This is a genomic window from Grimontia sp. SpTr1, from assembly GCF_947387585.1.
In the GTDB taxonomy this organism is placed as follows: Bacteria; Pseudomonadota; Gammaproteobacteria; order Enterobacterales; family Vibrionaceae; genus Enterovibrio; species Enterovibrio indicus.
The window spans coordinates 151,488-173,860 of sequence record NZ_CANDOD010000008.1 but is presented as its reverse complement, the minus strand read 5'-3'; the positions used below and the strand labels follow the sequence as shown (position 1 = coordinate 173,860).

At 49.1% G+C, this 22,373-nt stretch carries 22 protein-coding genes; 13 read left to right on the top strand and 9 right to left on the bottom strand.

Annotated elements, in window-relative coordinates; translation table 11 throughout:
* The first annotated feature begins 198 nt into the window (after nucleotides 1-198).
* From QL223_RS13340 to QL223_RS13305, 8 genes are all read left to right on the top strand, one after another.
* Nucleotides 199-1,350: a methyltransferase gene (locus tag QL223_RS13340; RefSeq protein WP_281545030.1), complete on the top strand. Its 1,152-nt coding sequence runs from the start codon at nucleotides 199-201 to the stop codon at nucleotides 1,348-1,350.
* 3 nt (nucleotides 1,351-1,353) lie between these two features.
* Nucleotides 1,354-1,926 carry a YajG family lipoprotein gene (locus QL223_RS13335; protein WP_002537032.1) on the top strand — a complete coding sequence of 191 codons (573 nt, stop codon included), beginning with the start codon at nucleotides 1,354-1,356 and terminating at the stop codon, nucleotides 1,924-1,926.
* Nucleotides 1,926-2,492, top strand: a complete 567-nt coding sequence (locus QL223_RS13330; protein ID WP_281545029.1) for a peptidylprolyl isomerase — start codon at nucleotides 1,926-1,928, stop codon at nucleotides 2,490-2,492. Before QL223_RS13335 ends, QL223_RS13330 begins: the two co-directional genes overlap by 1 nt.
* Nucleotides 2,493-2,510: 18 nt before the next feature.
* The gene (locus tag QL223_RS13325; RefSeq protein ID WP_002537029.1) at nucleotides 2,511-2,876 is read left to right on the top strand and encodes a hypothetical protein; all 366 of its coding nucleotides are present in this window, start codon (nucleotides 2,511-2,513) and stop codon (nucleotides 2,874-2,876) included.
* Nucleotides 2,877-2,924: 48 nt separating this feature from the next.
* Complete coding sequence (locus QL223_RS13320) at nucleotides 2,925-4,319, top strand: MFS transporter (RefSeq protein WP_281545028.1); 1,395 nt, start codon at nucleotides 2,925-2,927, stop codon at nucleotides 4,317-4,319.
* A 256-nt stretch (nucleotides 4,320-4,575) separates the two neighbouring features.
* Nucleotides 4,576-5,358, top strand: a complete 783-nt coding sequence (locus QL223_RS13315; RefSeq protein WP_039849697.1) for an outer membrane protein OmpK — start codon at nucleotides 4,576-4,578, stop codon at nucleotides 5,356-5,358.
* A gap of 148 nt (nucleotides 5,359-5,506) precedes the next feature.
* A complete protein-coding gene (locus QL223_RS13310; protein WP_039849696.1) occupies nucleotides 5,507-6,397 on the top strand; it encodes a 2-dehydropantoate 2-reductase in 891 nt (296 codons plus the stop codon).
* Nucleotides 6,384-6,983 carry a DJ-1 family glyoxalase III gene (locus QL223_RS13305; RefSeq protein WP_281545027.1) on the top strand — a complete coding sequence of 200 codons (600 nt, stop codon included), beginning with the start codon at nucleotides 6,384-6,386 and terminating at the stop codon, nucleotides 6,981-6,983. The genes QL223_RS13310 and QL223_RS13305 overlap by 14 nt, the downstream gene beginning before the upstream one ends.
* A gap of 102 nt (nucleotides 6,984-7,085) precedes the next feature.
* On the opposite strand, the gene thiI is transcribed toward QL223_RS13305, so the two are convergent.
* The 3 genes from thiI to pomA all read right to left on the bottom strand — a co-directional run bounded on the left by thiI (nucleotide 7,086) and on the right by pomA (nucleotide 10,383).
* Nucleotides 7,086-8,534: a tRNA uracil 4-sulfurtransferase ThiI gene (gene thiI / locus QL223_RS13300; RefSeq protein WP_281545026.1), complete on the bottom strand. Its 1,449-nt coding sequence runs from the start codon at nucleotides 8,532-8,534 to the stop codon at nucleotides 7,086-7,088.
* 147 nt (nucleotides 8,535-8,681) lie between these two features.
* Complete coding sequence (locus QL223_RS13295; protein ID WP_281545025.1) at nucleotides 8,682-9,611, bottom strand: flagellar motor protein MotB; 930 nt, start codon at nucleotides 9,609-9,611, stop codon at nucleotides 8,682-8,684.
* Nucleotides 9,612-9,621: 10 nt separating this feature from the next.
* Nucleotides 9,622-10,383, bottom strand: coding sequence for a flagellar motor protein PomA (pomA, locus tag QL223_RS13290; RefSeq protein ID WP_002537012.1), 762 nt, complete (start codon nucleotides 10,381-10,383; stop codon nucleotides 9,622-9,624).
* A 414-nt stretch (nucleotides 10,384-10,797) separates the two neighbouring features.
* Here pomA and xseB point away from each other — a divergent pair, with 414 nt between their 5' ends.
* From xseB to QL223_RS13265, 5 genes are all read left to right on the top strand, one after another.
* On the top strand, nucleotides 10,798-11,043 hold the full coding sequence (xseB, locus tag QL223_RS13285; RefSeq protein ID WP_002537010.1) for an exodeoxyribonuclease VII small subunit: 246 nt from the start codon (nucleotides 10,798-10,800) through the stop codon (nucleotides 11,041-11,043).
* Nucleotides 11,036-11,935, top strand: a complete 900-nt coding sequence (ispA, locus tag QL223_RS13280) for a (2E,6E)-farnesyl diphosphate synthase (protein ID WP_002537008.1) — start codon at nucleotides 11,036-11,038, stop codon at nucleotides 11,933-11,935. Before xseB ends, ispA begins: the two co-directional genes overlap by 8 nt.
* Nucleotides 11,936-11,961: 26 nt before the next feature.
* The gene (dxs, locus tag QL223_RS13275) at nucleotides 11,962-13,827 is read left to right on the top strand and encodes a 1-deoxy-D-xylulose-5-phosphate synthase (RefSeq protein WP_002537007.1); all 1,866 of its coding nucleotides are present in this window, start codon (nucleotides 11,962-11,964) and stop codon (nucleotides 13,825-13,827) included.
* A 183-nt stretch (nucleotides 13,828-14,010) separates the two neighbouring features.
* Nucleotides 14,011-14,979 carry a substrate-binding domain-containing protein gene (locus QL223_RS13270; protein WP_281545024.1) on the top strand — a complete coding sequence of 323 codons (969 nt, stop codon included), beginning with the start codon at nucleotides 14,011-14,013 and terminating at the stop codon, nucleotides 14,977-14,979.
* On the top strand, nucleotides 14,976-17,924 hold the full coding sequence (locus QL223_RS13265; RefSeq protein WP_281545023.1) for an EAL domain-containing protein: 2,949 nt from the start codon (nucleotides 14,976-14,978) through the stop codon (nucleotides 17,922-17,924). The genes QL223_RS13270 and QL223_RS13265 overlap by 4 nt, the downstream gene beginning before the upstream one ends.
* Before the next feature lie 6 nt (nucleotides 17,925-17,930).
* Here QL223_RS13265 and pgpA read toward each other — a convergent pair whose 3' ends face one another.
* From pgpA to QL223_RS13235, 6 genes are all read right to left on the bottom strand, one after another.
* On the bottom strand, nucleotides 17,931-18,416 hold the full coding sequence (pgpA, locus tag QL223_RS13260; protein ID WP_281545022.1) for a phosphatidylglycerophosphatase A: 486 nt from the start codon (nucleotides 18,414-18,416) through the stop codon (nucleotides 17,931-17,933).
* A 3-nt stretch (nucleotides 18,417-18,419) separates the two neighbouring features.
* Complete coding sequence (gene thiL / locus QL223_RS13255; RefSeq protein ID WP_046302723.1) at nucleotides 18,420-19,391, bottom strand: thiamine-phosphate kinase; 972 nt, start codon at nucleotides 19,389-19,391, stop codon at nucleotides 18,420-18,422.
* Nucleotides 19,392-19,448: 57 nt separating this feature from the next.
* On the bottom strand, nucleotides 19,449-19,904 hold the full coding sequence (gene nusB / locus QL223_RS13250) for a transcription antitermination factor NusB (protein ID WP_002537000.1): 456 nt from the start codon (nucleotides 19,902-19,904) through the stop codon (nucleotides 19,449-19,451).
* Nucleotides 19,905-19,916: 12 nt separating this feature from the next.
* The gene (gene ribE / locus QL223_RS13245; RefSeq protein ID WP_002536998.1) at nucleotides 19,917-20,387 is read right to left on the bottom strand and encodes a 6,7-dimethyl-8-ribityllumazine synthase; all 471 of its coding nucleotides are present in this window, start codon (nucleotides 20,385-20,387) and stop codon (nucleotides 19,917-19,919) included.
* A 170-nt stretch (nucleotides 20,388-20,557) separates the two neighbouring features.
* The gene (gene ribBA, locus QL223_RS13240; RefSeq protein WP_002536997.1) at nucleotides 20,558-21,667 is read right to left on the bottom strand and encodes a bifunctional 3,4-dihydroxy-2-butanone-4-phosphate synthase/GTP cyclohydrolase II; all 1,110 of its coding nucleotides are present in this window, start codon (nucleotides 21,665-21,667) and stop codon (nucleotides 20,558-20,560) included.
* A 36-nt stretch (nucleotides 21,668-21,703) separates the two neighbouring features.
* On the bottom strand, nucleotides 21,704-22,366 hold the full coding sequence (locus QL223_RS13235; protein WP_281545021.1) for a riboflavin synthase: 663 nt from the start codon (nucleotides 22,364-22,366) through the stop codon (nucleotides 21,704-21,706).
* Nucleotides 22,367-22,373: the final 7 nt, after the last annotated feature.

The following is a 22,373-nucleotide window of genomic DNA, read 5'->3' as shown; positions in this document are numbered from 1 at the left end:
TCTTCCCTCTGACTTTAGACGCAAATTTTAAAATAGGTCGTGTCTACGAACTTTTTGTCTTCAACAATTAAAAGTTGACGGGTATGTATACAAACAACCCGAAGTTGCTTGGATATATCCCTATTCTCTCTCCATCCCAAGCCGTTTCGTTATATTATCTGCGACAATATACTCGATTATCTCTAGCTGATACACGCCATGAAAACCACGTTAGACATTGCTGGACAGACGTTTGCACTCCACCGCTATCCTATTCAGAAGAACGAAACCCTGCAGGCATGGGATGCAGCAGATGAATACCTGATCGAGGAACTTGAGAACAGTGTGTTACCAGACAACGCACACATCTTGATTTTCAATGATGGTTTTGGGGCATTGAGCTGCTGGGCGATTCAGAAAGGATATCGTGTCACCATGGTGAGCGACTCCCATTTAGCCCAGTTAAGCACCGAGCAGAACCTCAAAGATAATAACCTTGAAGGCGTCGATATCATTTCATCTTTAACGCCCCTGCCAGTCGATGCCGATATCATCGTGATGAAGCTGCCAAAATATACCCGTTTTCTGATTTGGCAACTCCAGCAGATTTCACATTCTGCGCGGATGAATGTTCAAGTATTAGCGGGTGCAAAAGCCAAAGACATCCACACTTCAACACTTAAGCTGTTTGAAAAACACCTTGGTGCTACCCATACCTCGCTCGCTAAGAAAAAAGCACGATTGATTTTCTGTCAGAAAGAAAAGCAGCTTGAATCAGCGCCGGTTGAAACGACGTCTTTTGACGTTGCCGATTACAAAATGACATTGCAAAACCATGCCAACGTGTTTTCGTCGGAAAGTTTGGATATCGCCGCTTACCTCATGCTTGAACATATCCCTGAAGACCAAGGGATTAAGCACATCATCGATCTGGGTTGTGGGAACGGGGTACTTTCTGTGGAAGCTGCCCGTCGCAATCCACAGGCAATCATCACAGCTGTGGACGAAAGTCACATGGCAGTGGCGTCAGCATCTGCAAACTTGCTCAGTCATGGTATTAAACCAGAACGCATAAATTGCAGAGTGAACAACTGTCTGGAAGGTTTCGAACCAAACAGCGCTGACTTAGTGCTGTGTAACCCTCCATTCCATCAACTCAACACAGTGACAGACCACATTGCGTGGCAAATGTTTTGTGACGCCAGACGGGTTCTTGAACCCAAGGGACGCATTGTAGTGATTGGTAACCGTCACCTCGGCTATCATACTAAATTGAAACGTCTTTTTGGCAATGCACAAGTCATTGCTTCTAATCGTAAGTTTGTTATTGTCGAAGCATATAAACAGCCAGACTCTAAAGGGATGCGTTAACTCATGAAAAAACTTCTGCTTGTTTCCGGACTGGTATTGGGCCTGAGTGCTTGTTCGTCACCCCGCGAACCTCAGATGACGATTGCCCCACAACCTTCTATTTCTTCGGTACCCGTTGCGCAAAGTAAACCTGTTACCGTTGAAAGCCGAGATCTGCGCACAGCTCAGTTTGTGGCAGTGGTAGACAATGGCCGTAAAAATGTGCAGCCAATTCAGGCAACTTCAAACGTTCGCGTGGTATTGGAAGATGCCCTGATCCGTCAACTGAATTCTCAAGGCTACAAAGTGGTTGCCGACAGCAAAGGTAAACTACGCATGGATCTGCTGGATGCACTGGTGAAAGTGGAGCACAGCGTGTTCTCACACACCATGAACACCAATGTTCAAATCCAATTGGTTGCCGATAATGGTCAGAACAAGTTCGTGAAACGCTACACTGGCAAATCAACCACTGAAGGTTCCACCAGTGCGTCTGTCGAAGACATGGAAATGGCCTTGAATAGCCTGCTCGAAGCTGTACTGCAAGACATTGCTCGCGACCAACAGCTGATGACCTTCATGAATGAGAACTTCTAATGAAAACCGTTTTTAAAACAGCATTCGTCGCTGCCACACTATTTGCAGCTAACGCGATGGCAGCGAACCCTGTTGTCAACGTTGAAACTAGCGTGGGTAACTTCAAACTCGAGCTTTATCCAGAAAAAGCACCGAAAAGCGTCGAAAACTTCCTGAAATATGTGGAAGACGGTAGCTATGTGGGTACGCAATTCCACCGAGTGATTCCAGGGTTTGTCGCACAAGGCGGTGGCTACGACGCCAAATTCCAGCCTCGTCCAAGCACCTATGGCGAAGTGATTAACGAGTCCAAAAATGGATTGGGTAACGAACGTGGCACCATCGCTATGGCAAGGCGCCAGGCGCCAGATTCTGCCACTCGACAGTTTTACATTAACCTGCAAAACAACAGTAACTTAGATGGCAACAGCTACAACTATGGTTACACCGTGTTTGGCAAAGTCATCGAGGGGTTTAATACCGTTGAGAAAATGGCAAAGGTTAAAACCGTCACAATCCCTGAAACTCGTATGCGCGATGTTCCCCAGCAACCTATACTTATCGAGAAGATTCTCATTACCAATTAAGTAGCAGGTTGAGAGGGAATGCTAAAACTCGTTGCAGACAATCCCGAACAAAACAATGATGAGCTCGCCGGTGAACATGTTCGACAACATGCACCGGCTTTTGCTGCAGACGTCATTCGCTATGTCTTGCAGCAAGCTTCCTATGAAGATCTCAAACTTTCCTGCCGCAACCAGTTTCTTGAATGGTGGCAACTCTCTATTTCTGGAGGCTCTCCGGAAGATGATTACGAATCTGTATATTGGTATCTGTTGTACATGATCGAATCGCGCCGCGAAGATGAATTGCGCGGTAACAGATTTGTGAACCAACGTCTCAAAGAATGTGCTTGTTATCTGATCAATAAGGGAAAATTGCCACGTTTTGCGCGTGGCATTCGTCCTTGAAGCACGGTAGCATGGGGTTACCTATGCACATAACAAGGACGTACACTCATGTCCCCTTCTTCTCACCCTACCTGGCGGGAAACGCTAAACAGCTATCTTGACCGCAGGCTCCTTTGGGTTTTCATGTTGGGCTGCGCAAGTGGCTTTCCATGGCTTTTGATCGGTTCAAATATGTCTGGCTGGCTCAAGGATGCGGGCTTAACCAGAACGGCGATCGGCTTATTCGGTTCTATTTTTGCGGTTTACGCGATTAACTGGATGTGGGCACCACTCATCGACCGCGTGAAACTTCCCGTGCTTCACCGAACATTAGGGCAACGCCGCAGCTGGATTTTCCTGATGCAGGTGATCATGCTGGTCTGTACCCTTTTCATCGCTAATACTGATCCTTCATTCAATCTTTGGCTGACTTCAGTTCTGGCTTTCACCATAGCATTGGCTTCTGCCACCCAAGACATTGCCGTGGATGCTTTCCGTATCGACAGTTTTGGTGAGCAGGAAAAATCCAAAATGCCGCAAGCTGCCGCCATGGCGGTGATTGGTTGGTGGACAGGTTACAGCCTTCCAGGGTATTTCGCTTTTATCAATGCCGATTCAATCGGCTGGAATGGCGTTTACTACGGCATGGCAGGCTTTATCGGACTACTTATCCTATTCACTCTGTTTGTTGGTGAACCGGATTCACAACGCGACGAACTCCAGGCAGAAGCAGAGTCCCGTTATGCCAAGCGTTTAAATCAGGGCGAGAACAGCGTTCTGGTGTGGTTCTCCGTCACCATCGTTGAGCCTTTTGCTGAGTTCTTCCGACGCAACGGCGTGAAAGTCGCGCTCACTCTTCTTCTCTTTGTGTTCCTGTTTAAGATCGGTGAGGCCTTCTTGGGTCGTATGTCGATCGTGTTTTACAAAGAAATTGGCTTTAGCAATGAACAGATTGGCCATTACTCCAAACTTATTGGATGGGGCGCAACTGTCATCTTCACCTTGATTGGCAGCGCGATTAACGTTCGCTTCGGCGTCGTTAAAGGGCTTCTGATTGGTGGTATTGCCATGGCTGCCAGTAACCTGATGTTTGCGCTGATGGCGCAGGTTGGGCCAAATGAGAACCTGTTCCTGGCAACCATTATCGTGGATAACTTCACCAGTGCATTTGCAACCATTGCTTTTGTATCCTTCCTGACTTTCCTTACAGGCAGGGCGTTCTCCGCAACCCAATATGCTTTGCTGGCGTCTCTGGGCAACCTTGGCAGGACAACCCTCTCGTCCTTCAGTGGCTCATTGGTCGACTGGATTGAACAGTTTGAATGGATTCACAACATCAGCTGGCTTGATCCGTGGTCCTTCTTCTTCATCCTCACCACTATCATGGTCATTCCAAGCCTTGCCATGATTGTTGGGCTCAGAAAGCACTTTAAAAAGCTGCAAGACATGCAGAAAACGGCTTAATCTGTGTTTAATCCGCGACAACCGTCGCGGATTGCCCTCGTACTTTCTGTTTAAACCGTCACTCTGATCATCTTTTGAAACACATATCTCGAATGTAATCCATTTCAACGAGATCCAAATCACATTTAGCAAACGATTGCGATTTCATTGCATTTTCTTTTTTGAACTTTCCCATAAAATGGCGCTCGTTACGGCGGAGGTCCAACCAATTAAGGTCCAGTGCCGCTCCTTTCTCACGATGTTAAGAGAACAGAAAATGCGTAAATCACTTCTAGCTCTAGGCCTAATGGCTGCTACTTCTGCACCAGCAATTGCTGCTGATTACTCAGACGACGTTCGCAAGAATGATCACACATGGATGCAATTCAATGTGATGCACACCATCGACGAGAAGCCTGGTGATGCAAACCACACCTACCTAGAAATGGAGTTCGGTGGCCGCTCTGGTATTTTCGATCTGTATGGTTATGTTGACCTGTTTAACCCTAGCAATAGCTCAAGCAGTGAGAAAGACGGCGCTGATCGCCTGTTCATGAAATTTAACCCACGTATGTCTATCGATGCTGCTACTGGTGTTGATCTGTCTTTTGGCCCAGTTCAAGAGCTGTACATTGCAAGCGAAAACATCATTGATGGTGGCGATGCGGGTTACAAAACTAAGTGGGGTATCGGTTCTGACGTAATGGTACCTTGGTTTGGCAAAATGCAGTTCAACCTGTATGCGCGTCACGACCTACAAAACCACGAATGGAACGGTTACCAAATCTCAACTAACTGGTTTAAACCTTTCATTAACTTCGAAAATGGTTCATTCATTTCTTACCAAGGTTACCTAGACTACGAGTTCGGTATGGATGACAACAATGGTGCAAACTCAAGCCACGGTGGCGCGATGTTCAATGGCATCTACTGGCATGTTGACAACTTCGCTCTTGGTTATGGCCTGAAGCTGTACAAAGACGTGTACGGTATTGAAGATAGCGCTGGATTCCCATCTTCTGGTGCGGGTCACTACTTTGCAGCTACCTATAAGTTCTAACCAAAGAGCTTAAAGCGCCGGTATTTAAGAACACTCTTAAATCAGATTTATATGAGGCAGCCACTTTGGCTGCCTTTTTACTTTTCAGCGTTCGGCTCTTGTATCAACAGTGGTATGCTTTCAGCCAGTTAAACAATAAGGATGATGCATGCGTTTTACGCTTGTCGGTGCCGGTGCGGTCGGTGCGTTATGGGGTTTAAAACTACTTGAAGCTGGGCATCAGGTTCATTTTGTCACCCGCAAAGAAGAGTCTGACATCACGCTGGGATTCGAACATCAGAGTCCACTGATTTTTCCCTGCAACCAATCCGCTCGAATTGAAGAAAGCGACTGTGTTCTGGTTTGCGTCAAAGCCTTCCAGGTGCTGGATGCCATCCATCTTATACAGCCTTATCTTCATCCAGATACCCCAGTAGTCTTGATGCACAACGGCATGGGTACAGCTGATGCTGTTCTTCAAACACTGGACACAAACCCTCTCGTACTTGCCACGACCTCCCACGGCGCTTTAAAGCTCTCTCCATCGGTATTACGACATACTGGCCTTGGGGAAACACGCCTGGGTGGTGCGAATGTCAGTGGAAAACAGTGTGACTTTCTTGCTGACGTTTTCAGCCATGCTCTACCCAGTGCTCAATGGGAAAAAGAAATTCAGACAGCGCTTTGGCGGAAACTGGCCGTCAATTGTATGATCAATCCTATGACTGCACTGCGTCAGTGTCAGAATGGCGAGTTGCTTTCTGATAGCTTTCGAGCGCAGCTAAACACATTAAGTGAAGAGATCGCTTTGGTTATGCAAGCCGAAGGATTAAATGCCGCATCGGATGACGTCTTACAACACGCATTACAGGTCGCGAAAGCCACCGCAGAAAACCACTCTTCGATGAACCGGGACGTGCACTTCAAACGTCACTCGGAAATAGACTTTATTACCGGCTACCTGATCAGCCGAGCAGAATCACACGATATAGCGGTACCGGAAAACCGGGCGCTGTATCAAGCCATCAAGAATTTGGAGCAATCCTATGACCACGCCTAGCGTATTGGTGTGCCTAGCCCAAGGCACAGAAGAAATGGAAGCCGTAACGGTTATTGACGTTATGGTACGTGCTGGATTTAACGTCACCACTGCAAGTGCTGCAGAAAATGGTGAGCTCACTTTGACATGCTCACGTGGTGTAAAACTGACAGCAGACATTCCACTGGTCAAAGTTGCCGATGAAGAGTTTGACTGCATTGTTGTGCCGGGCGGTGTCGAAGGCGCGAAAGCCTTGGGAGAAAGTGCGTTGGTTGTTGAAATGATTAAACAGCAGCAATGCGATCAGAAATGGGTAGCGGCAATCTGCGCAGCGCCTGCTTTGGTGATTGAGAAGAATCAGCTGTACCCAGACGCTTATAAAACCTGCCACCCTGCTTTTATCGACCATATTCCGGAAGATAAGCAGAACAGCCGTCGGGTTTTCACTGACCACGACCACAAACTGATCACCAGCCAAGGTCCGGGCACCGCGTTGGAGTTTGCTATTGAGATTGTTTACTTGCTGGCAGGCAAAGACAAAGCCCGCGAGGTCGTAGAGCCAATGGTGATTATTCCCAACCTCCATTACGAAAAGAAATTCGCTTAATCCTGTACCTTCAGGTTGTTTGGATAAACCACAAAAAAACCGACCTCGAAAGGTCGGTTTTTTTGTTTCTAAGCCTTGTCGCTACGCTTTCTCAGATCAGCCTTACGGGCGGTATACCTTCACGTTCGCGTAGCCATTTTCTTGCAGGTAGAGGGCCTGCAGTCGGCTCATCACGCCACGATCACAGTAGAGCAGATAAGTTTTGCTCTGATCCAGATCGCCGAACTTGGTCGCCAGTCTGAAGAATGGAATGTGAACCACTTCCGCGCCATCAATCTCCAGTGGCTTCTCATCTTCTTCTTCAGGGCTGCGGATATCCAACACCACGGCACCATTAGCAATTTCGTCCACCAGTTCAACGTCTGGCGCTTTTTCTTTACTCTGCTTGCCGATATCACGAATATCAATGATGCGCGCGTCGTAAACCACTTTATCCAGAATACTGAAATCAAAGTTCGCTTCTTCCGCTTCTAACTTCGCTTTTTCGGCCTTGATGGTCGGTTTACGTGAAATCACGCCACAGTATTCCGGCATGGTTTTCGCAAAATCTTCGGTACCGATATCGCGCGCGAGATTGATGATGTCTTCTTTATCCCAGTTGATCAAAGGACGCAGGATCAAGGTGTCAGATACGTTATCGATCATGCGCAGGTTGGTCAGCGTCTGGCTTGATACCTGACCCAGTGCTTCACCGGTGACCAATGCCTGAATACCGTACTTCTCTGCGACCATTGATGCAGCGCGCATAAACATACGCTTCAATACCACGCCCATTTGGCCGTCATCCACTTTCTCCAGGATTTCAGCAACAACAGGTTCGAAGTCGATAGAGACAAACTTCACCTTGGCAGAAGAACCAAATTTCTCCCAAAGATAGTGCGCAGTCTGCTGAACACCAATCTCATGCGCCGCACCACCAAGATTGAAGAAACAGTAATGCACCTTACTACCGCGTTTGATGTGCAGGTAACTGGAAACACCAGAATCGAAACCGCCTGAAATCAGACTCAGTACATCTTCCTGTGTGCCCAGAGGGAAACCACCCAGACCTTTGAAACGCTCACGAACCACATTAACGTTTTCTTTGTCTACTTCCAGGTGTACGACGATGTCAGGCTTTTTCAGCTGAACACGGGCGGATTCAACATCTTGGTTCAAACCACCACCGACGTAACGTTCAACATCAATGGAAGTGAAGTCATGATTGCCACGACGTTTGGCACGCACACAGAAAGACTTGCCTTCTAACTGATGTGCTACCGTCGCTGAAACGATTTCATAGATGTTGTGCAGGTCAGTAAACGGCGTTTGCTCAACTTCCAGCACATGGTGAATACCTGGCGTGTTGGTCAATACACTCAGTGCAATATCACGCTTAGCCGCGTCTTTTAGCGAAACCTCAATATGATCACGACGGTTGAACACCGACATAGCGTCTGACTTTCGCTTAAGAATATTTCGGATGTTAGTTTCCAGAATTTTCGTGAAGCGTTTCCGTACAGATTCACTTTTGACCATCACCTCAGGGTGAATTTTGACGATAAATTTCATAACAGGTTTCGCTACGGCTTTAACAAAGGCGCGGATTATACCTCAAGCATAACGTATTCGAAATAACCACACAGAAGTGAGAACAAAAAAGGCAGCGCCATTGCACTGCCTTTGATTCTAGGGGCTGTTGACCTTTGGGTTTACAGCTTAGTTTTCCTGAATAGGTTGAACTGGAGCACTGGTAGAAATCTCATCAGATTCCTTAGGTTTACCCTGCATAATCGCAATTTCAACGCGGCGGTTCTGAGCACGTCCTTCCGGCGTATCATTCGGTACGCGCGGTGAGGAGCCTGCCAAGCCTTCAACCCGCATTCTCATTGGGTCGAAGCCATCGACTTTTTCCATCTCCTGAGCGACGGATACCGCTCGCTGTGCAGACAAATCCCAGTTTGAACGATACAGTTCGGAATCGAGAGGGGAATTGTCGGTGTGGCCGGAAACACGAACCACCCCTGGTACGTCCTTCACCAAATCAGCAATCTGACGTACCAGAGGCCGGAATTTAGGCTGAAGAAAAGCAGAGCCTGCTGGGAATGCACCGTTTTCGCGAATACGTATAATCAGTTGCTGACCAAGGTTTTCCACCTCTACAGCGCCCTCTTCCACTTCACGTTCGAGTGCCTGCACGACCATTTGGGCTGTGCTCGACATTTGTTCGGTGTCCTGTTCTTGCTCCTGCATTGAAGCTTCGCTTGCCGTCGAGCCCCCATCCAATTTTGCTGAATCTCGCTGGGAGCCACCTGCACGATCGGATTCGCCCTCTTGGAAATCGAGGGTACGCTGCGTCATATCGATAGTTTGCTGCATGATGACTTCAATCGGCGTCGGCTCAGGACGACCCGGACGGAACTCCTGCGCAATCACACTGGTCCCTTTCGGAATGTCTTTGACTTCCAGAAGGTTCTGTACACCAAAAGCGAATTTCATCGAGCCTGCGATCTGCTTGAACTTCAGTACATCCATTTCCGAGAAGGAAAGCAGAAGTACGAAGAAACACATCAGCAGCGACATCAAGTCAGCGAAGGTCCCCATCCAAGCGGGTAGCCCGGGGGGGGGACATTTGCATTCATCATCCATACCCGACTCCTTATCCGTCTACGTCAACAGTACGTTTCTTCTCGTTGAGGTAGTTTTTCAGGTAGCCGTCAATAACACGCGGGTTCTGACCATCCTGTATTGCCAACAAACCGTCCATGATAAGACGACGGTTCATTTTCTCCTGGTCTTTACGCAGGCGAAGCTTTGCCGCAATAGGAATCGCGATCATGTTTGCGAGCATGGCGCCGTAGAGTGTTGTCAAAAGTGCTACCGCCATCGCAGGACCGATCGCCTTTGGGTCATCCATGTTTGAAAGCATGGCTACCAGACCGATCAGCGTACCGATCATCCCCATCGCCGGGGCAACGTCCGCAAGTGCGCTGTAGAACTGCGCACCACTGTCGTGTCGTTCATCGGTCATGACAATGTCTTTTTGGAGCGTCATTTTCACGACTTCAGCATCATGGCCGTCCACCAGCATATCGACGCCTTTTTTCATGAAGGAGTTGGTCACTTCCATCTCTTCAAGTGCCAGGAAGCCACCTTTACGCGCCGCATCCGCCATCTCTACGATTTTGGCAATGAGGTCTTCCGGATCATCGGCTTTGAACATGAAAGCCTTGCCTGCGATTTTAAATGCGCCGAAGAACTGACCCATGGTGTAGTTCATCAATACAACAAACAAGCTGCCGCCGAAAACGATCAGAGTAGATGGAACGTCTACGAACATACTGATGGTGCCACCAAGCAACATCGCCATGACGATGAAGGCAAAGGCGCCCAAAATACCTAGAAGTGTCGCCAGATCCACGGAACGATCCCCTTAATTTTTTTACTAGCCAGAAAGAGTAGTGACCTATCCCCAAGCAACCTGAATCAGCAGGTTATTAAACCGCTTGAGTATGACTGAATTCGCTGTCTGCCCTTCCGTTAACGGCAGATGTAGCGATAGATTTAGCGCGTACTTTAAATTTTATACCCTTCTCATCTCAAGATGCAGATTTTCCTCTCAAGATTAAGCTCAATGTCCGATTTCGTGAATCAGAATTGAGCCCACTATTGGCTGACAGAATATTGCCGCCGCCCAATAGATAGGCAAAAATCAGGCCTAAATCGTCGCAAACCCCAGAAAATCTCCGCGGCAGCGCAGATTTTTACTCAAGCGTTTGACCCCTAACAGGCACTGGGTTAACTTCTCCGCCATTCTGATAGTTCTGGATTTATCATGGCTGCTAAGAAACCTGAGAACATGACCTTTGAAGAAACCCTCAAAGAGTTAGACACGATTGTTAATGGCCTTGAAAGTGGTGACTTGCCGCTGGATGCGGCGCTAAAACAATTTGAACGCGGGATCTCTCTGGCTCGTCAGGGACAAAAAACGCTCTCTGATGCCGAGCAACGCGTCGAGATCCTGCTCGCGCAAGATGACAACGCCCCTTTGGAAAATTTTGAAGACACGCGCGATGAGTGATACCGCTTTAACATCCACCCTCATTCATTACCAAAACCGCAGCAATGCGGAGCTCTCCCACTGGCTCGACAGTTTGGGGAATGACGACCAGCCTCTGATTCAAGCAATGAAACATGGCGCTTTGCTGGGTGGTAAACGCGTTCGTCCTTACCTGACTTATGTCACTGGTATGCTATTCGGTGCGCCTGAGGAAGCATTGGACACTCCTGCGGCTGCCGTTGAATGTATTCACGCATATTCCCTCATTCATGACGATTTGCCTGCCATGGATGATGACGCACTGCGCCGCGGTAAGCCGACCTGTCATGTTGCTTTCGATGAAGCCAGCGCGATACTGGCTGGCGATGCCTTGCAGACGCTGGCGTTTACTATTCTGGCAGAAGGTGATCTCTCCAAGGAAGGTGACGCGTACAGGATTCAGATGGTCAAAGAATTAGCATCGGCATCCGGTGCAGCAGGCATGTGCCTAGGACAAGCGCTGGACCTGGCGGCGGAAGGGAAAAAAGTGGATCTCTCTGCGCTGGAAACTATCCACCGTAACAAGACCGGCGCTCTAATCCGTTGTGCGGTTCGCTTGGGCGCTTTGGCTGCTGGCGAGAAAGGCGTAACATATCTTTCACAACTGGATACATTTTCCAACGCTATCGGCCTTGCGTTTCAGGTGCAGGATGACATTCTAGACATCATCAGCGACACCGAAACCCTTGGAAAACCACAAGGTTCCGATCTCGAAGCGGAAAAAAGCACCTACCCGGCTTTGCTGGGATTGGAGGGCGCACAGCAGAAAGCTGAGCTTCTTTACCAAGAAGCACTACAAGCCCTGCAAGCGATCCCCTACAATACAGAGCAATTGGAACTGTTCGCCCGGTATATCATCGAGCGCAAGAATTAAAACAAATAGCGCCATAAAACGAATATATGACTCTCGATATTTCTAAATACCCAACGCTCGCATTGGCAGACACGCCTGACGAACTCAGAACGCTACCACGCGACGTTCTGCCAAAACTGTGCGACGAGCTAAGAACATATCTGCTCAACTCCGTGAGCCATTCAAGCGGCCACTTTGCATCTGGCCTTGGTGCCATTGAGCTGACCGTGGCGCTTCACTATGTTTACAACACCCCATTCGATCATCTGATCTGGGATGTTGGCCATCAGGCTTACCCTCACAAAATCCTGACCGGTCGCCGTGAACGCCTGACGACTATCCGCCAAAAAGACGGGCTTCACCCTTTCCCCTGGCGTGAAGAAAGCGAATATGACGTGCTTTCTGTCGGCCATAGCTCTACCTCAATCAGCGCAGCGTTAGGACTTGCGATTGCCGCCGCCAAAGAAGGTCGCGACCGCAAAGTCGTCAGCGTGATTGGAGATGGCGCAATCACCGCAGGCATGGCTTTTGAAGCCATGAACCATGCAGGTGATGTTCATGCCGATATGCTGGTGATTCTGAATGACAACGAAATGTCGATTTCAGAAAACGTTGGTGCGCTCAATAACCATCTGGCTCAACTGCTTTCAGGCAATTTCTACACTTCTATCCGTGAAGGCGGCAAGAAAGTGCTGTCCGGCGCACCACCGATTAAAGAGCTGGTTCGTCGCGCGGAAGAGCACCTGAAAGGCATGGTTGTCCCAGGCACTCTGTTTGAAGAGCTGGGTTTTAACTATATTGGTCCTGTTGATGGCCATGATGTTGAAGAGCTGGTTAAAACCATCAAGAACATGCGAAACCTCAAAGGGCCGCAGTTCTTGCATGTCATGACCAAAAAAGGCAAAGGTTACGAGCCTGCGGAGAAAGATCCGATTGGCTATCACGCCGTGCCTAAGTTCAACCCGGCTGAAAATACTCTGCCAAAAGCCAAATCATCCGGCCCAACTTTCTCCAAAATCTTTGGTGACTGGTTGTGTGACATGGCGGCAGAGGACGAAAAGCTACTGGCGATCACCCCTGCCATGCGCGAAGGCTCAGGCATGGTGCGATTCTCTAAAGAATTCCCAGACCGCTACTTCGACGTAGCGATTGCTGAGCAGCATGCGGTTACCCTTGGTACCGGTATGGCGATTGGTGGCTACAACCCAGTGGTTGCCATTTACTCCACCTTCCTGCAACGCGGTTATGACCAACTGATCCACGATGTCGCTATCATGGACTTGCCTGTGATGTTCGCGATTGACCGTGGTGGCCTGGTTGGTGCAGACGGTCAGACTCACCAAGGTGCATTCGATCTCAGCTTCATGCGCTGTATCCCTAACATGGTGATCATGGCGCCGAGTGACGAAAACGAGTGTCGCCAAATGCTGTATACCGGTCATCTTCATCAGGGCCCAAGTGCTGTTCGTTATCCTCGTGGCACAGGTTGCGGCGCGACAGTTGAAAAAGCCATGACCGCATTGCCGATCGGTAAAGGTGTAGTTCGCCGTCAAGGCGAGAAAATTGCCATTCTGAACTTTGGCACCATGATGCCTTATGCACTGCAAGCAGCAGAAAACATGAATGCTACCGTTGCAGATATGCGTTTCGTGAAGCCATTGGATGAAGCCCTTATCGATGAACTGGTCGCATCTCATGATGTACTGGTCACGGTCGAAGAGAATGCGATTTCCGGCGGTGCAGGTTCTGGTGTGATTGAATACTTGATGAAGTCCCGCCAAATCAAGCCAGTACTGCAAATCGGCCTACCGGATAAGTTTATTCATCAAGGTACTCAACAAGAACTTCATGAAGAGTTGGAGATCGACGGTAAAGGCATTGAGGCCCAAATCCGACGTTATCTTGGCGAATAACTGCAAGACCAACAGACCCTCGTTATTCTCATCAAAACGGCGCTTTCAGCGCCGTTTTCTTTTCTAAGTTTCACACCGCTCACATTCACCAACGAAAACACGCAATCTCTCACATTTGAGACTACGCTTATTGGGTTGCTTAAAACTGTTATATCAATTGGTTACTGTCATGGCGGTAAGGAAATGAAAAGAACCTATTTACTCATTCTCGGCTTTTGTCTGGGCTTTTTTATCTTTCCTGGTTCAGCGAGTGAAAACACACCCCGCGTTGCCTATCTGGTGTCAGATGCGCGGATCCCTTTTTGGGACATTTTAAAACGTGGCATCGAGCATCGTGGGGAAGAGTTGGGGTTTGAGGTTGATGTTTACTCGGCGAAAAACAGCAAACAACAAGAACTGCAAAACACGATGAAGGCGTTGAAATCAGGGATTAGTGGGCTCATCATCTCCCCGACCAATTCCTCAAGTGCGGTGACCATTCTAAAACTCGCCAAAAAAGCGGGTATTCCCGTGGTGATTGCTGATATTGGGGCCGATGATGGCGATTACATCAGTTACATCGCCTCGGATAACTTCACTGGCGCTTATGATTTGGGATTGATCCTGTCTGAAGCATTCACCTCGCGAGGATGGAAAGACGCCACCGTTGGCATCATATCGATTCCACAGAAACGTGAGAATGGCCGGGCAAGAACCCAAGGATTCCTTCGCGCCATCGACGAAAAAGGTTACCAGTCGGCAGGTCTCAAACAGCAAGTCGATTTCTCATATCAAGAAACCTACGATCATGCGATTGCCCTTATCGAAGCCAATCCCGACCTTAAAGGGCTGTGGCTACAAGGTTCAGATCGCTATCAGGCAGCACTTGATGCCATCAGGGATGCAGGTAAGAAAGGCGAAATCCTATTGCTCTGCTTTGATGCTGAGCCAGAATTCCCCGCCATGCTCGAAAACGGAAAGCTGGTCGGTGCTGGTATGCAACAGCCTTTTCTAATGGGCGAGATGGCCATCTCTACCCTTCAAAAACACCTTCAGGGAAAACCGGTTAAGAAGACCATTTCTCTGCCCGTGTTAGCTGTATCAGAAACCAATGTTGATTCTCTGATGCCGCAAATTAGGCGAAACGTTCTGGGAATGGAAGACAGTCGATGACGGATAAACCTTCTCGTAAAGGTTCACTGTTTACTCACCTGGCGATCGCTATCTGTGTCGCCGTGATCGCCGTTTTCTCTTTATCCTCGGTGCTGGTTTATCTCGATCAGCGACGTGAAACCGTCGCCTACATGGAAGAAAAGGTACAAGAAAGTACAGAGCGTCTCACCGAAACCATAGCCCCTTTTGTGGAATCCTACGCCCCGAATGAATACAGCAACCTCATTCGTGCTGAAGCCCGTCTTCATGACCTCTTTGCGGTATTGGTTCATGACAGAGCAATGGCGAACGTTCTCGGCCAAACCGAATACGTTTATGGCTATATTCGCAATGAGAAAGGAGAACTCGTTACCTACAACGACGATATTCCTCTGCACAGTAAGCTTTTAGAAAACACCATGTTTTCACGCTCTGCCCCCATTCTCACTAAAGAAGGAGAAATGCTTGGCAATATCGTGATCCACATGTCTGATGAGCAACTGAGAAAGAACCTGACGCAACAACTGCGGCAAACAGTTGCCTCCTCCATCGTTGCAGGTACGGTTCTCATCAGTCTTCTGCTGTACTTCTCTAACCGCTTTTTCGTCAAACCACTCGAAGACATCGCGGAAGCCATCAGCACCCGTGATATGAGTGGTATTCCCGTCGCGCATATTCCTGACTTCGCGAACAAAGAGCTCTCCTCCCTTAGCACCACCATGAACAATATGATAAGCCTCATCCGCCACTCCCATAACTCGCTGAGTCTGGAACATTCACGACTCCAAAACGTGATTGAAGGTACCCGAACGGGCACTTGGGAATGGGATGTAGTCAGCGGATATATTACCTATAACGGCGCATGGTCAGATATTTTGGGCTGGGATTTAGAGGCACTCAATGGCCCTCCGAATCAGGACTGGAAACACTTCATCCACCCTGAAGACAAAATACTTTCTGAGCAACAACTCGCCAAGCTTTTTGCTCGGGAGCAAGACTATTACGACTGCGATATCCGCCTCAGGCATTTTTCAGGGCAATGGGTCCACGTATTGGCCAGAGGGAAAATTGTGGAATGGGATGACCAAGGCCGCCCCCTCAAAGTGCTCGGAACCCATCAGGATATTACTGCCCATAAGAAAGCCGAAGAAAACCTGAAACTGGCCGCCAAAGTCTTCACCCATGCCCGAGAGGGGATCATCATAGCCGACAGCCAAACCCGGATTATTGAAGTGAACGAAGCGTTTTGCCGCATCACAGGATATTCACTGGGCGAAGTGAAAGGTAAAAACCCGAGCGTTTTGCAATCGGGCAAGCAGGATGGAAAGTTCTACAAGGAGATGTGGCGCTCACTCGAGAAAAAGGGGCACTGGAGTGGTGAAATTTGGAACCGACGCAAAGATGGCGAAATGTATCCAGAACTTCTTACCATCAGCGCGGTGACAGATGAACTGGGGAACCCAATCAACTATGTCGCTGTCTTTTCTGACATCACAGCCTACAAGGAGCACGAACACAAACTGGAGAAGATTGCGCATTTCGACCAGCTAACCGAACTGCCTAACCGTCTGCTTTTAGGTGACCGACTGAAACATGCCATGAAGCAGGCCAAGCGCCACAAGCAATTCATCGCTGTGATTTTCCTCGACCTTGATGGCTTCAAACCCGTCAATGATACCTATGGTCATGAAGTGGGAGACCTTTTACTTCAGCAACTCGCCATTCGGATGAAAAATGTCCTCAGGGACAGCGACACCATCGCCCGGATTGGTGGCGATGAGTTTGTCGCCGTCTTAGCCGATCTACAGTCGCCAGAGTGCTGTCAGCCCCTGCTCCCCCGCCTCTTGGCCGCCACTTCAGAGCCGATGGAGGTCAATGGCAACTTGGTTCAGGTATCGGCGAGCTTTGGTATCACCACCTATCCGCAGTCCGAAGATGTGAACTCAGACAAACTGTTGAGACAAGCTGACTACGCGATGTATCAGGCCAAGCTCAAAGGCAAACGGCGTTACCACTTCTTTGATGCTGATTTAGAGAAAAGCCTGAAAAGTCAGAACGAAAAACTCAGCCAGATCACCAATGCCATTGATAACGGCGAACTCTTTCTCCGATATCAACCCAAGGTAAACCTCCGAACCGGTGAGTTGATTGGCTTTGAAGCATTGATCCGTTGGCAGCACCCAAGCAAAGGCGAACTCACCCCAACTGAATTCATTCCTCAAATCGAGAACCTTGCCTTGATTATCGATGTCGGCAACTGGGTGATTGATACCGCTCTGGCTGAGTTGGTTTACTGGCAGGAAAACGGACTGAGTACAACGGTGAGCGTCAACCTCGCCCCCCACCATCTGCTCCAAAAAAACTTCATTCATCACCTCCGTTTACGACTTGCCCGCTATCCTCAAATCAAGGCCGAACAGTTAGAGTTGGAGATCTTAGAGACCAGCGCATTTGAAGATTTTGAAGCCGTTTCCGAAGTCATTTGCCAGTGCCGGAAGCTCGGCGTCGCATTTGCAATAGATGACTTTGGTACAGGCTACGCCTCCCTTACCTATCTGAAACAGCTGCCCGCACAGACACTCAAAATAGACAGAAGTTTTATCCGGGATATGCTGATAGACCCTGATGATTTAGCCATTTTGGAAGGTGTGATATCACTGGCGAACACCTTCAACCGCGAAGTGCTGGCAGAAGGGGTGGAAACGAAAGAGCAGGCTCAGATGCTAGTCTGGCTGGGCTGCGATCTTGGGCAAGGGTTCGGCATTGCCAAACCTATGATCAGGGAAGAGGTTATTGGCTGGGTAGATAACTGGCACCCCGACCCAAGTTGGTGTGAAGTGCCAACATTGAACGACGCGCTCCGCCCTGCAGTTGAGACAATGGCTCAAAACCGCTCGCGAATCGAGCGGCTTCGTCAGTACCTCAACCATAGTGAAGCAATTGACACCACTAGAGAAAAGCTATAAATCCTGTCAGTTAAACAAGAAGGTATAACCTACCCAGAGCGTTACCATCGACATCAGGCCTGCCACCACATCATCCAGCATAATGCCAAAGCCGCCATGAACTTGCTTATCCAGCCAGCTGATAGGCCAGGGTTTGACCATGTCAAAGAAACGGAAAATGATAAATCCAGCCAGCACAACCTGCCAATCAGTCACAGGGACAAGGAACATGGTGATCCAAAAGCCGACAAACTCATCCCAGACAATACTGCCATGGTCGTGTACGCCCATATCGCTGGAGGTACGTTCGCAAAGGTAAATCCCGACCAACGAACCCAACACAATAGCGATTGCCAATGCGATGGGAGACAAGCTCACAAGTAAATAATAAAACGGCACTGCAGCCAAGGTGCCCATGGTGCCGGGGATAATAGGAGAAAGGCCGGAGCCAAAGCCTGTTGCCAAAAGATGAACAGGATTGGAAAGACGAATTTTACTAATTGGATTATCCATACATCACTCGGAGAAATGATCCCAACCATTCAGGGACCAATCGACAGGTTTTCCCTGCCATTGCACGGTTATACCTTCACCATGGCGAACCTGACCGATACAGGTCACTGCGGTGTTGGTGTGTGCAAAAGCCGCATCCACCGCGCCACGATGGCTTTCAGGTACAGTAAAACAAAGCTCGTATTCTTCGCCACTGGTCAATGCGATTTTCCTTGCCGCTTCTTCACCGCCTGCAAATGCCACTAACTCTTCAGATACAGGAAGGGTTTCTGCATTAATAACAGCAGACACGCCGCTGGCTTTCAGGATGTGCTTAAGGTCCGCCACCAGACCATCAGAGATATCAAGCGCGGACGAAGCAATTTCACGAAGAGCCTGTCCAGCCAGTACTCTTGGCTCAGAATAATAGTGGCGATTCAGCAGAGTGTTTTCGGTGTCATTCTTAGGCGCGTTGCCATTCAAGATAACATCCAAACCTGCTGCGCTGTCGCCAAGGTTCCCCGTCACATACAACCAGTCCCCCGCTTTCGCACTATCACGACGAATGGCTTTACCCGCAGGAACAAAACCTTGAAGCGTCATCGTAATACTCAGGGGACCTTTGGTCGTGTCACCACCCACCAATTGGACTTGATAATACTCAGCAAGCTTGTAAAAACCGTCACAGAAGGCTGCAAGCCAAGTTTCATTCGGTTCTGGAAGTGTTAAAGCAAGAGAACACCATGCTGGCATAGCGCCCATGGCAGCGAGATCGCTTAAGTTGGAAGCCAACGCTTTGTGCGCGACTTTTACGGGATCAGCATCCGGGAGAAAATGGGTTCCTGCCACCAGTGTATCGGTCGTGACGACCAGTTGGCAGTTTTCCGGCACCGTGATGATAGCTGCATCATCCCCTATGCCTAAGTCCACATCGCGGCGCGTGACAGGCTGCGATTTAAAGTAACGGTTTATCAGGTCGAATTCGTTACCGGCCATCAGTCCTTTCCTAAGAAAAAGGCCAGCGTGGCTGGCCTTTGAAGTCTTAACTCGATATTACTTTTTACGCAGCGTCGGTACCGCTTTATCCAGCACACCGTTCACGAATTTGTGGCTGTCTTCCGCGCCAAAACGCTTCGCCAGCTCAATCGCTTCGTTAATAACTACTTTGTAAGGAACGTCTTCGCGTTTGCACAGTTCATACATAGCCAGACGAAGAAGTGCGTGTTCCATTTCGTCCAGATCCTGAATTGGACGAGACAGGTAAGGACGCATTTTGCTGTCCATTTCCTGATAATTCAGAACAACACCTGCCAGTAGATCACGGAAGTAATCTACGTCAGTTTCTGGTTGGCGAAGACGTGGTTCTTCCGCCTGATGCTCTTCTTCTTCATAGTTGTCTGCCGCAAGGAATTGAGCTTCGATATCAGCTACGTTGCCTTGCGTTAGTTGCCATGAGTAGATTGCTTGTAGTGCAAAATGGCGCGCGTTGCGCCGTGCGGCTGGTTTCACAGTAACCCCCGATTAGGATTCGATTTGGGACAGTACGTTTACCATTTCAAGCGCGCTTAGTGCAGCCTCTGCCCCTTTATTACCAGCCTTGGTACCCGCGCGTTCGATGGCTTGTTCAATGGTGTCTACAGTCAGCACGCCGAATGCAACAGGAGTATCAAACTCAAGCGCAACCTGTGCCAGACCTTTGTTACATTCTCCGGCCACATAGTCAAAGTGTGGCGTACCGCCTCGGATCACTGATCCCAGCGCGATAATAGCGTCGTAACGGCCGCTTTTTGCAACACGTTGCGCCACCAACGGCAACTCGTAAGCGCCTGGGCAACGTACTACAGTAATATTGTCTTCACTTACTTGGCCCTGACGCTTCAGCGCATCAATAGCACCATCCAGCAGGCTTTCGTTAATAAAGCTGTTGAAACGGGAGATAACGATAGCAACTTGAGCATTTGGTGCTGCGAATGCACCTTCGATTACCTTCATGGGCCTTCCTATGACTTATTTATCCGGATTGAGAAACCGCGGGATTCTATCACACTTTTCAGCAAAGCCGCCAGCGCTTATGCCGCTTGGGAATTTGCGTCCAATCCAGCCTGTTTCGGAATAAAAAAACGCAGCTTAAGCTGCGTTTTCTTTGTCAGCGTCGTTTCAGTTTAGTCAACGACATACTCGACCACTTTCAGACCAAAGCCTGAAAGTGCATGGTAACGTTTATTGGTTGAAGACAACAAACGCATGTCCGTCACACCCAAGTCCGCCAGAATTTGCGAGCCTACACCAACACGACGACTGGTACCCTGCCATTTGGCTGCTGCCGGTTTCTCGCCTTTGTCCTGAGCTTCAAAAGTCCGCACTTTGTTAATGATGGACTGAGAAGACTCTTCTTTGCCGAGAATCACAAGCACACCGCCATCAGCATTGATACGTTTCATTGCATCGCTGAGTGACCAGCTACGCTCTGCAGAACGGTCAGAATGCAGTAAATCGGTAAAGGTATCTTGGAGGTGCACGCGTACCAGCGTTGGCTGGTTGCTCACTTCTCCTTTACGCAGGGCATAATGCACCTGGCTGTCGATGGTGTCACGGTAAGTGATCAGGTCAAACTCACCATATTCCGTTGGCAGCTTACACTCAGCTACGCGCTCTATGGTGGTTTCGTTGTTGTTACGGTATTCAATCAGATCAGCGATGGTACCCAGTTTGATACCGTGCTTCTCACCGAATTTTTCCAGATCCGGACGGCGTGCCATGGTGCCGTCTTCATTGAGGATCTCAACAATCACACCTGCAGGAGAAAAACCCGCAAGACGCGCCAAATCACAACCTGCTTCAGTGTGACCCGCTCGGGTCAGTACACCTCCGTCTTGAGCCATCAACGGAAAGATATGTCCCGGCTGAACCAAATCTGCAGCAACTGCATTCGGTGCAACCGCCGCTTCGACCGTACGTGCACGATCAGCGGCAGAAATACCCGTTGTCACGCCCTCTGCTGCCTCAATAGAAACGGTAAAGGCAGTCGAAAACTGAGCGTTGTTGTCGCTGACCATCAGAGGCAAACCAAGGCGTTGGCAACGATCTTTAGTCATGGTAAGACAAATCAGACCGCGGCCATATGTCGCCATAAAGTTGATGGCTTCCGGCGTAATTTTTTCTGCTGCAATGATGAGGTCGCCTTCATTCTCGCGATCTTCATCGTCCATCAGGATAACCATTCTGCCCTGACGGATGTCTTCAATAATCTCTGCTGCGCTGCTGATTGGCATGGTTCTGTCCCTGTTCTTACCGGCAATCCGGTTCTGTTATCTCAAAAAGCCCGACTCAGCGAGCTTTGCCATGGTCAAACCGCCTGCACCACTTTGCTGTGCAGCACGGTCGCCCATCATTAATCGTTCAAGGTAGCGGGCAATCACGTCTACTTCGATGTTGACTTGGTATCCGACAGTGAAATCTTCGATCGTCGTTTCCAGAGCGGTATGCGGAACGATGGTAAGTTTGAATCGATTGCCATCCACTGTATTGATCGTCAAGCTGATACCATCAATCGTCACCGAGCCTTTCTCGGCCAGGTATTTGGCAAGCTCTGCTGGTGCTTCGAGCCAAAACTCAATCGCACGCCCTGTTTGAGTGCGTGAAACAACCGTCGCCACGCTGTCGACATGGCCGGAAACCATATGACCACCAAAACGCGTTGTAGGCAGCATGGCTTTTTCCAGGTTCACTTTCTGGCCCGCTTTATAGGTTGCAAAAGCAGTACGGTTAAGTGTCTCACCCGATAGGTCCGCCACATAACCCTTTCCGGTCAATTCGACCACGGTCAGACACACACCATTGGTGGCGATGCTGTCGCCCAGCTTCACGTCAGCCAGATCCAGCTTGCCACATTCCACGGTCAGCGAAATGTCACCACCTTTAGGGGTGATTTTCTGGATATGACCAACCGCTTCGATAATTCCTGTAAACATATAGATT

Excerpts from the sequence above, each read along its gene's own strand:
- QL223_RS13340 (WP_281545030.1), top strand. The coding sequence starts at position 199 with ATGAAAACCACGTTAGACATTGCTGGACAGACGTTTGCACTCCACCGC.
- QL223_RS13335 (WP_002537032.1), top strand. The coding sequence starts at position 1,354 with ATGAAAAAACTTCTGCTTGTTTCCGGACTGGTATTGGGCCTGAGTGCT.
- QL223_RS13330 (WP_281545029.1), top strand. The coding sequence starts at position 1,926 with ATGAAAACCGTTTTTAAAACAGCATTCGTCGCTGCCACACTATTTGCA.
- QL223_RS13325 (WP_002537029.1), top strand. The coding sequence starts at position 2,511 with ATGCTAAAACTCGTTGCAGACAATCCCGAACAAAACAATGATGAGCTC.
- QL223_RS13320 (WP_281545028.1), top strand. The coding sequence starts at position 2,925 with ATGTCCCCTTCTTCTCACCCTACCTGGCGGGAAACGCTAAACAGCTAT.
- QL223_RS13315 (WP_039849697.1), top strand. The coding sequence starts at position 4,576 with ATGCGTAAATCACTTCTAGCTCTAGGCCTAATGGCTGCTACTTCTGCA.
- QL223_RS13310 (WP_039849696.1), top strand. The coding sequence starts at position 5,507 with ATGCGTTTTACGCTTGTCGGTGCCGGTGCGGTCGGTGCGTTATGGGGT.
- QL223_RS13305 (WP_281545027.1), top strand. The coding sequence starts at position 6,384 with ATGACCACGCCTAGCGTATTGGTGTGCCTAGCCCAAGGCACAGAAGAA.
- thiI (WP_281545026.1), bottom strand. The coding sequence starts at position 8,534 with ATGAAATTTATCGTCAAAATTCACCCTGAGGTGATGGTCAAAAGTGAA.
- QL223_RS13295 (WP_281545025.1), bottom strand. The coding sequence starts at position 9,611 with ATGGATGATGAATGCAAATGTCCCCCCCCCGGGCTACCCGCTTGGATG.
- xseB (WP_002537010.1), top strand. The coding sequence starts at position 10,798 with ATGGCTGCTAAGAAACCTGAGAACATGACCTTTGAAGAAACCCTCAAA.
- ispA (WP_002537008.1), top strand. The coding sequence starts at position 11,036 with ATGAGTGATACCGCTTTAACATCCACCCTCATTCATTACCAAAACCGC.
- dxs (WP_002537007.1), top strand. The coding sequence starts at position 11,962 with ATGACTCTCGATATTTCTAAATACCCAACGCTCGCATTGGCAGACACG.
- QL223_RS13270 (WP_281545024.1), top strand. The coding sequence starts at position 14,011 with ATGAAAAGAACCTATTTACTCATTCTCGGCTTTTGTCTGGGCTTTTTT.
- QL223_RS13265 (WP_281545023.1), top strand. The coding sequence starts at position 14,976 with ATGACGGATAAACCTTCTCGTAAAGGTTCACTGTTTACTCACCTGGCG.
- pgpA (WP_281545022.1), bottom strand. The coding sequence starts at position 18,416 with ATGGATAATCCAATTAGTAAAATTCGTCTTTCCAATCCTGTTCATCTT.
- thiL (WP_046302723.1), bottom strand. The coding sequence starts at position 19,391 with ATGGCCGGTAACGAATTCGACCTGATAAACCGTTACTTTAAATCGCAG.
- ribE (WP_002536998.1), bottom strand. The coding sequence starts at position 20,387 with ATGAAGGTAATCGAAGGTGCATTCGCAGCACCAAATGCTCAAGTTGCT.
- ribBA (WP_002536997.1), bottom strand. The coding sequence starts at position 21,667 with ATGCCAATCAGCAGCGCAGCAGAGATTATTGAAGACATCCGTCAGGGC.
- QL223_RS13235 (WP_281545021.1), bottom strand. The coding sequence starts at position 22,366 with ATGTTTACAGGAATTATCGAAGCGGTTGGTCATATCCAGAAAATCACC.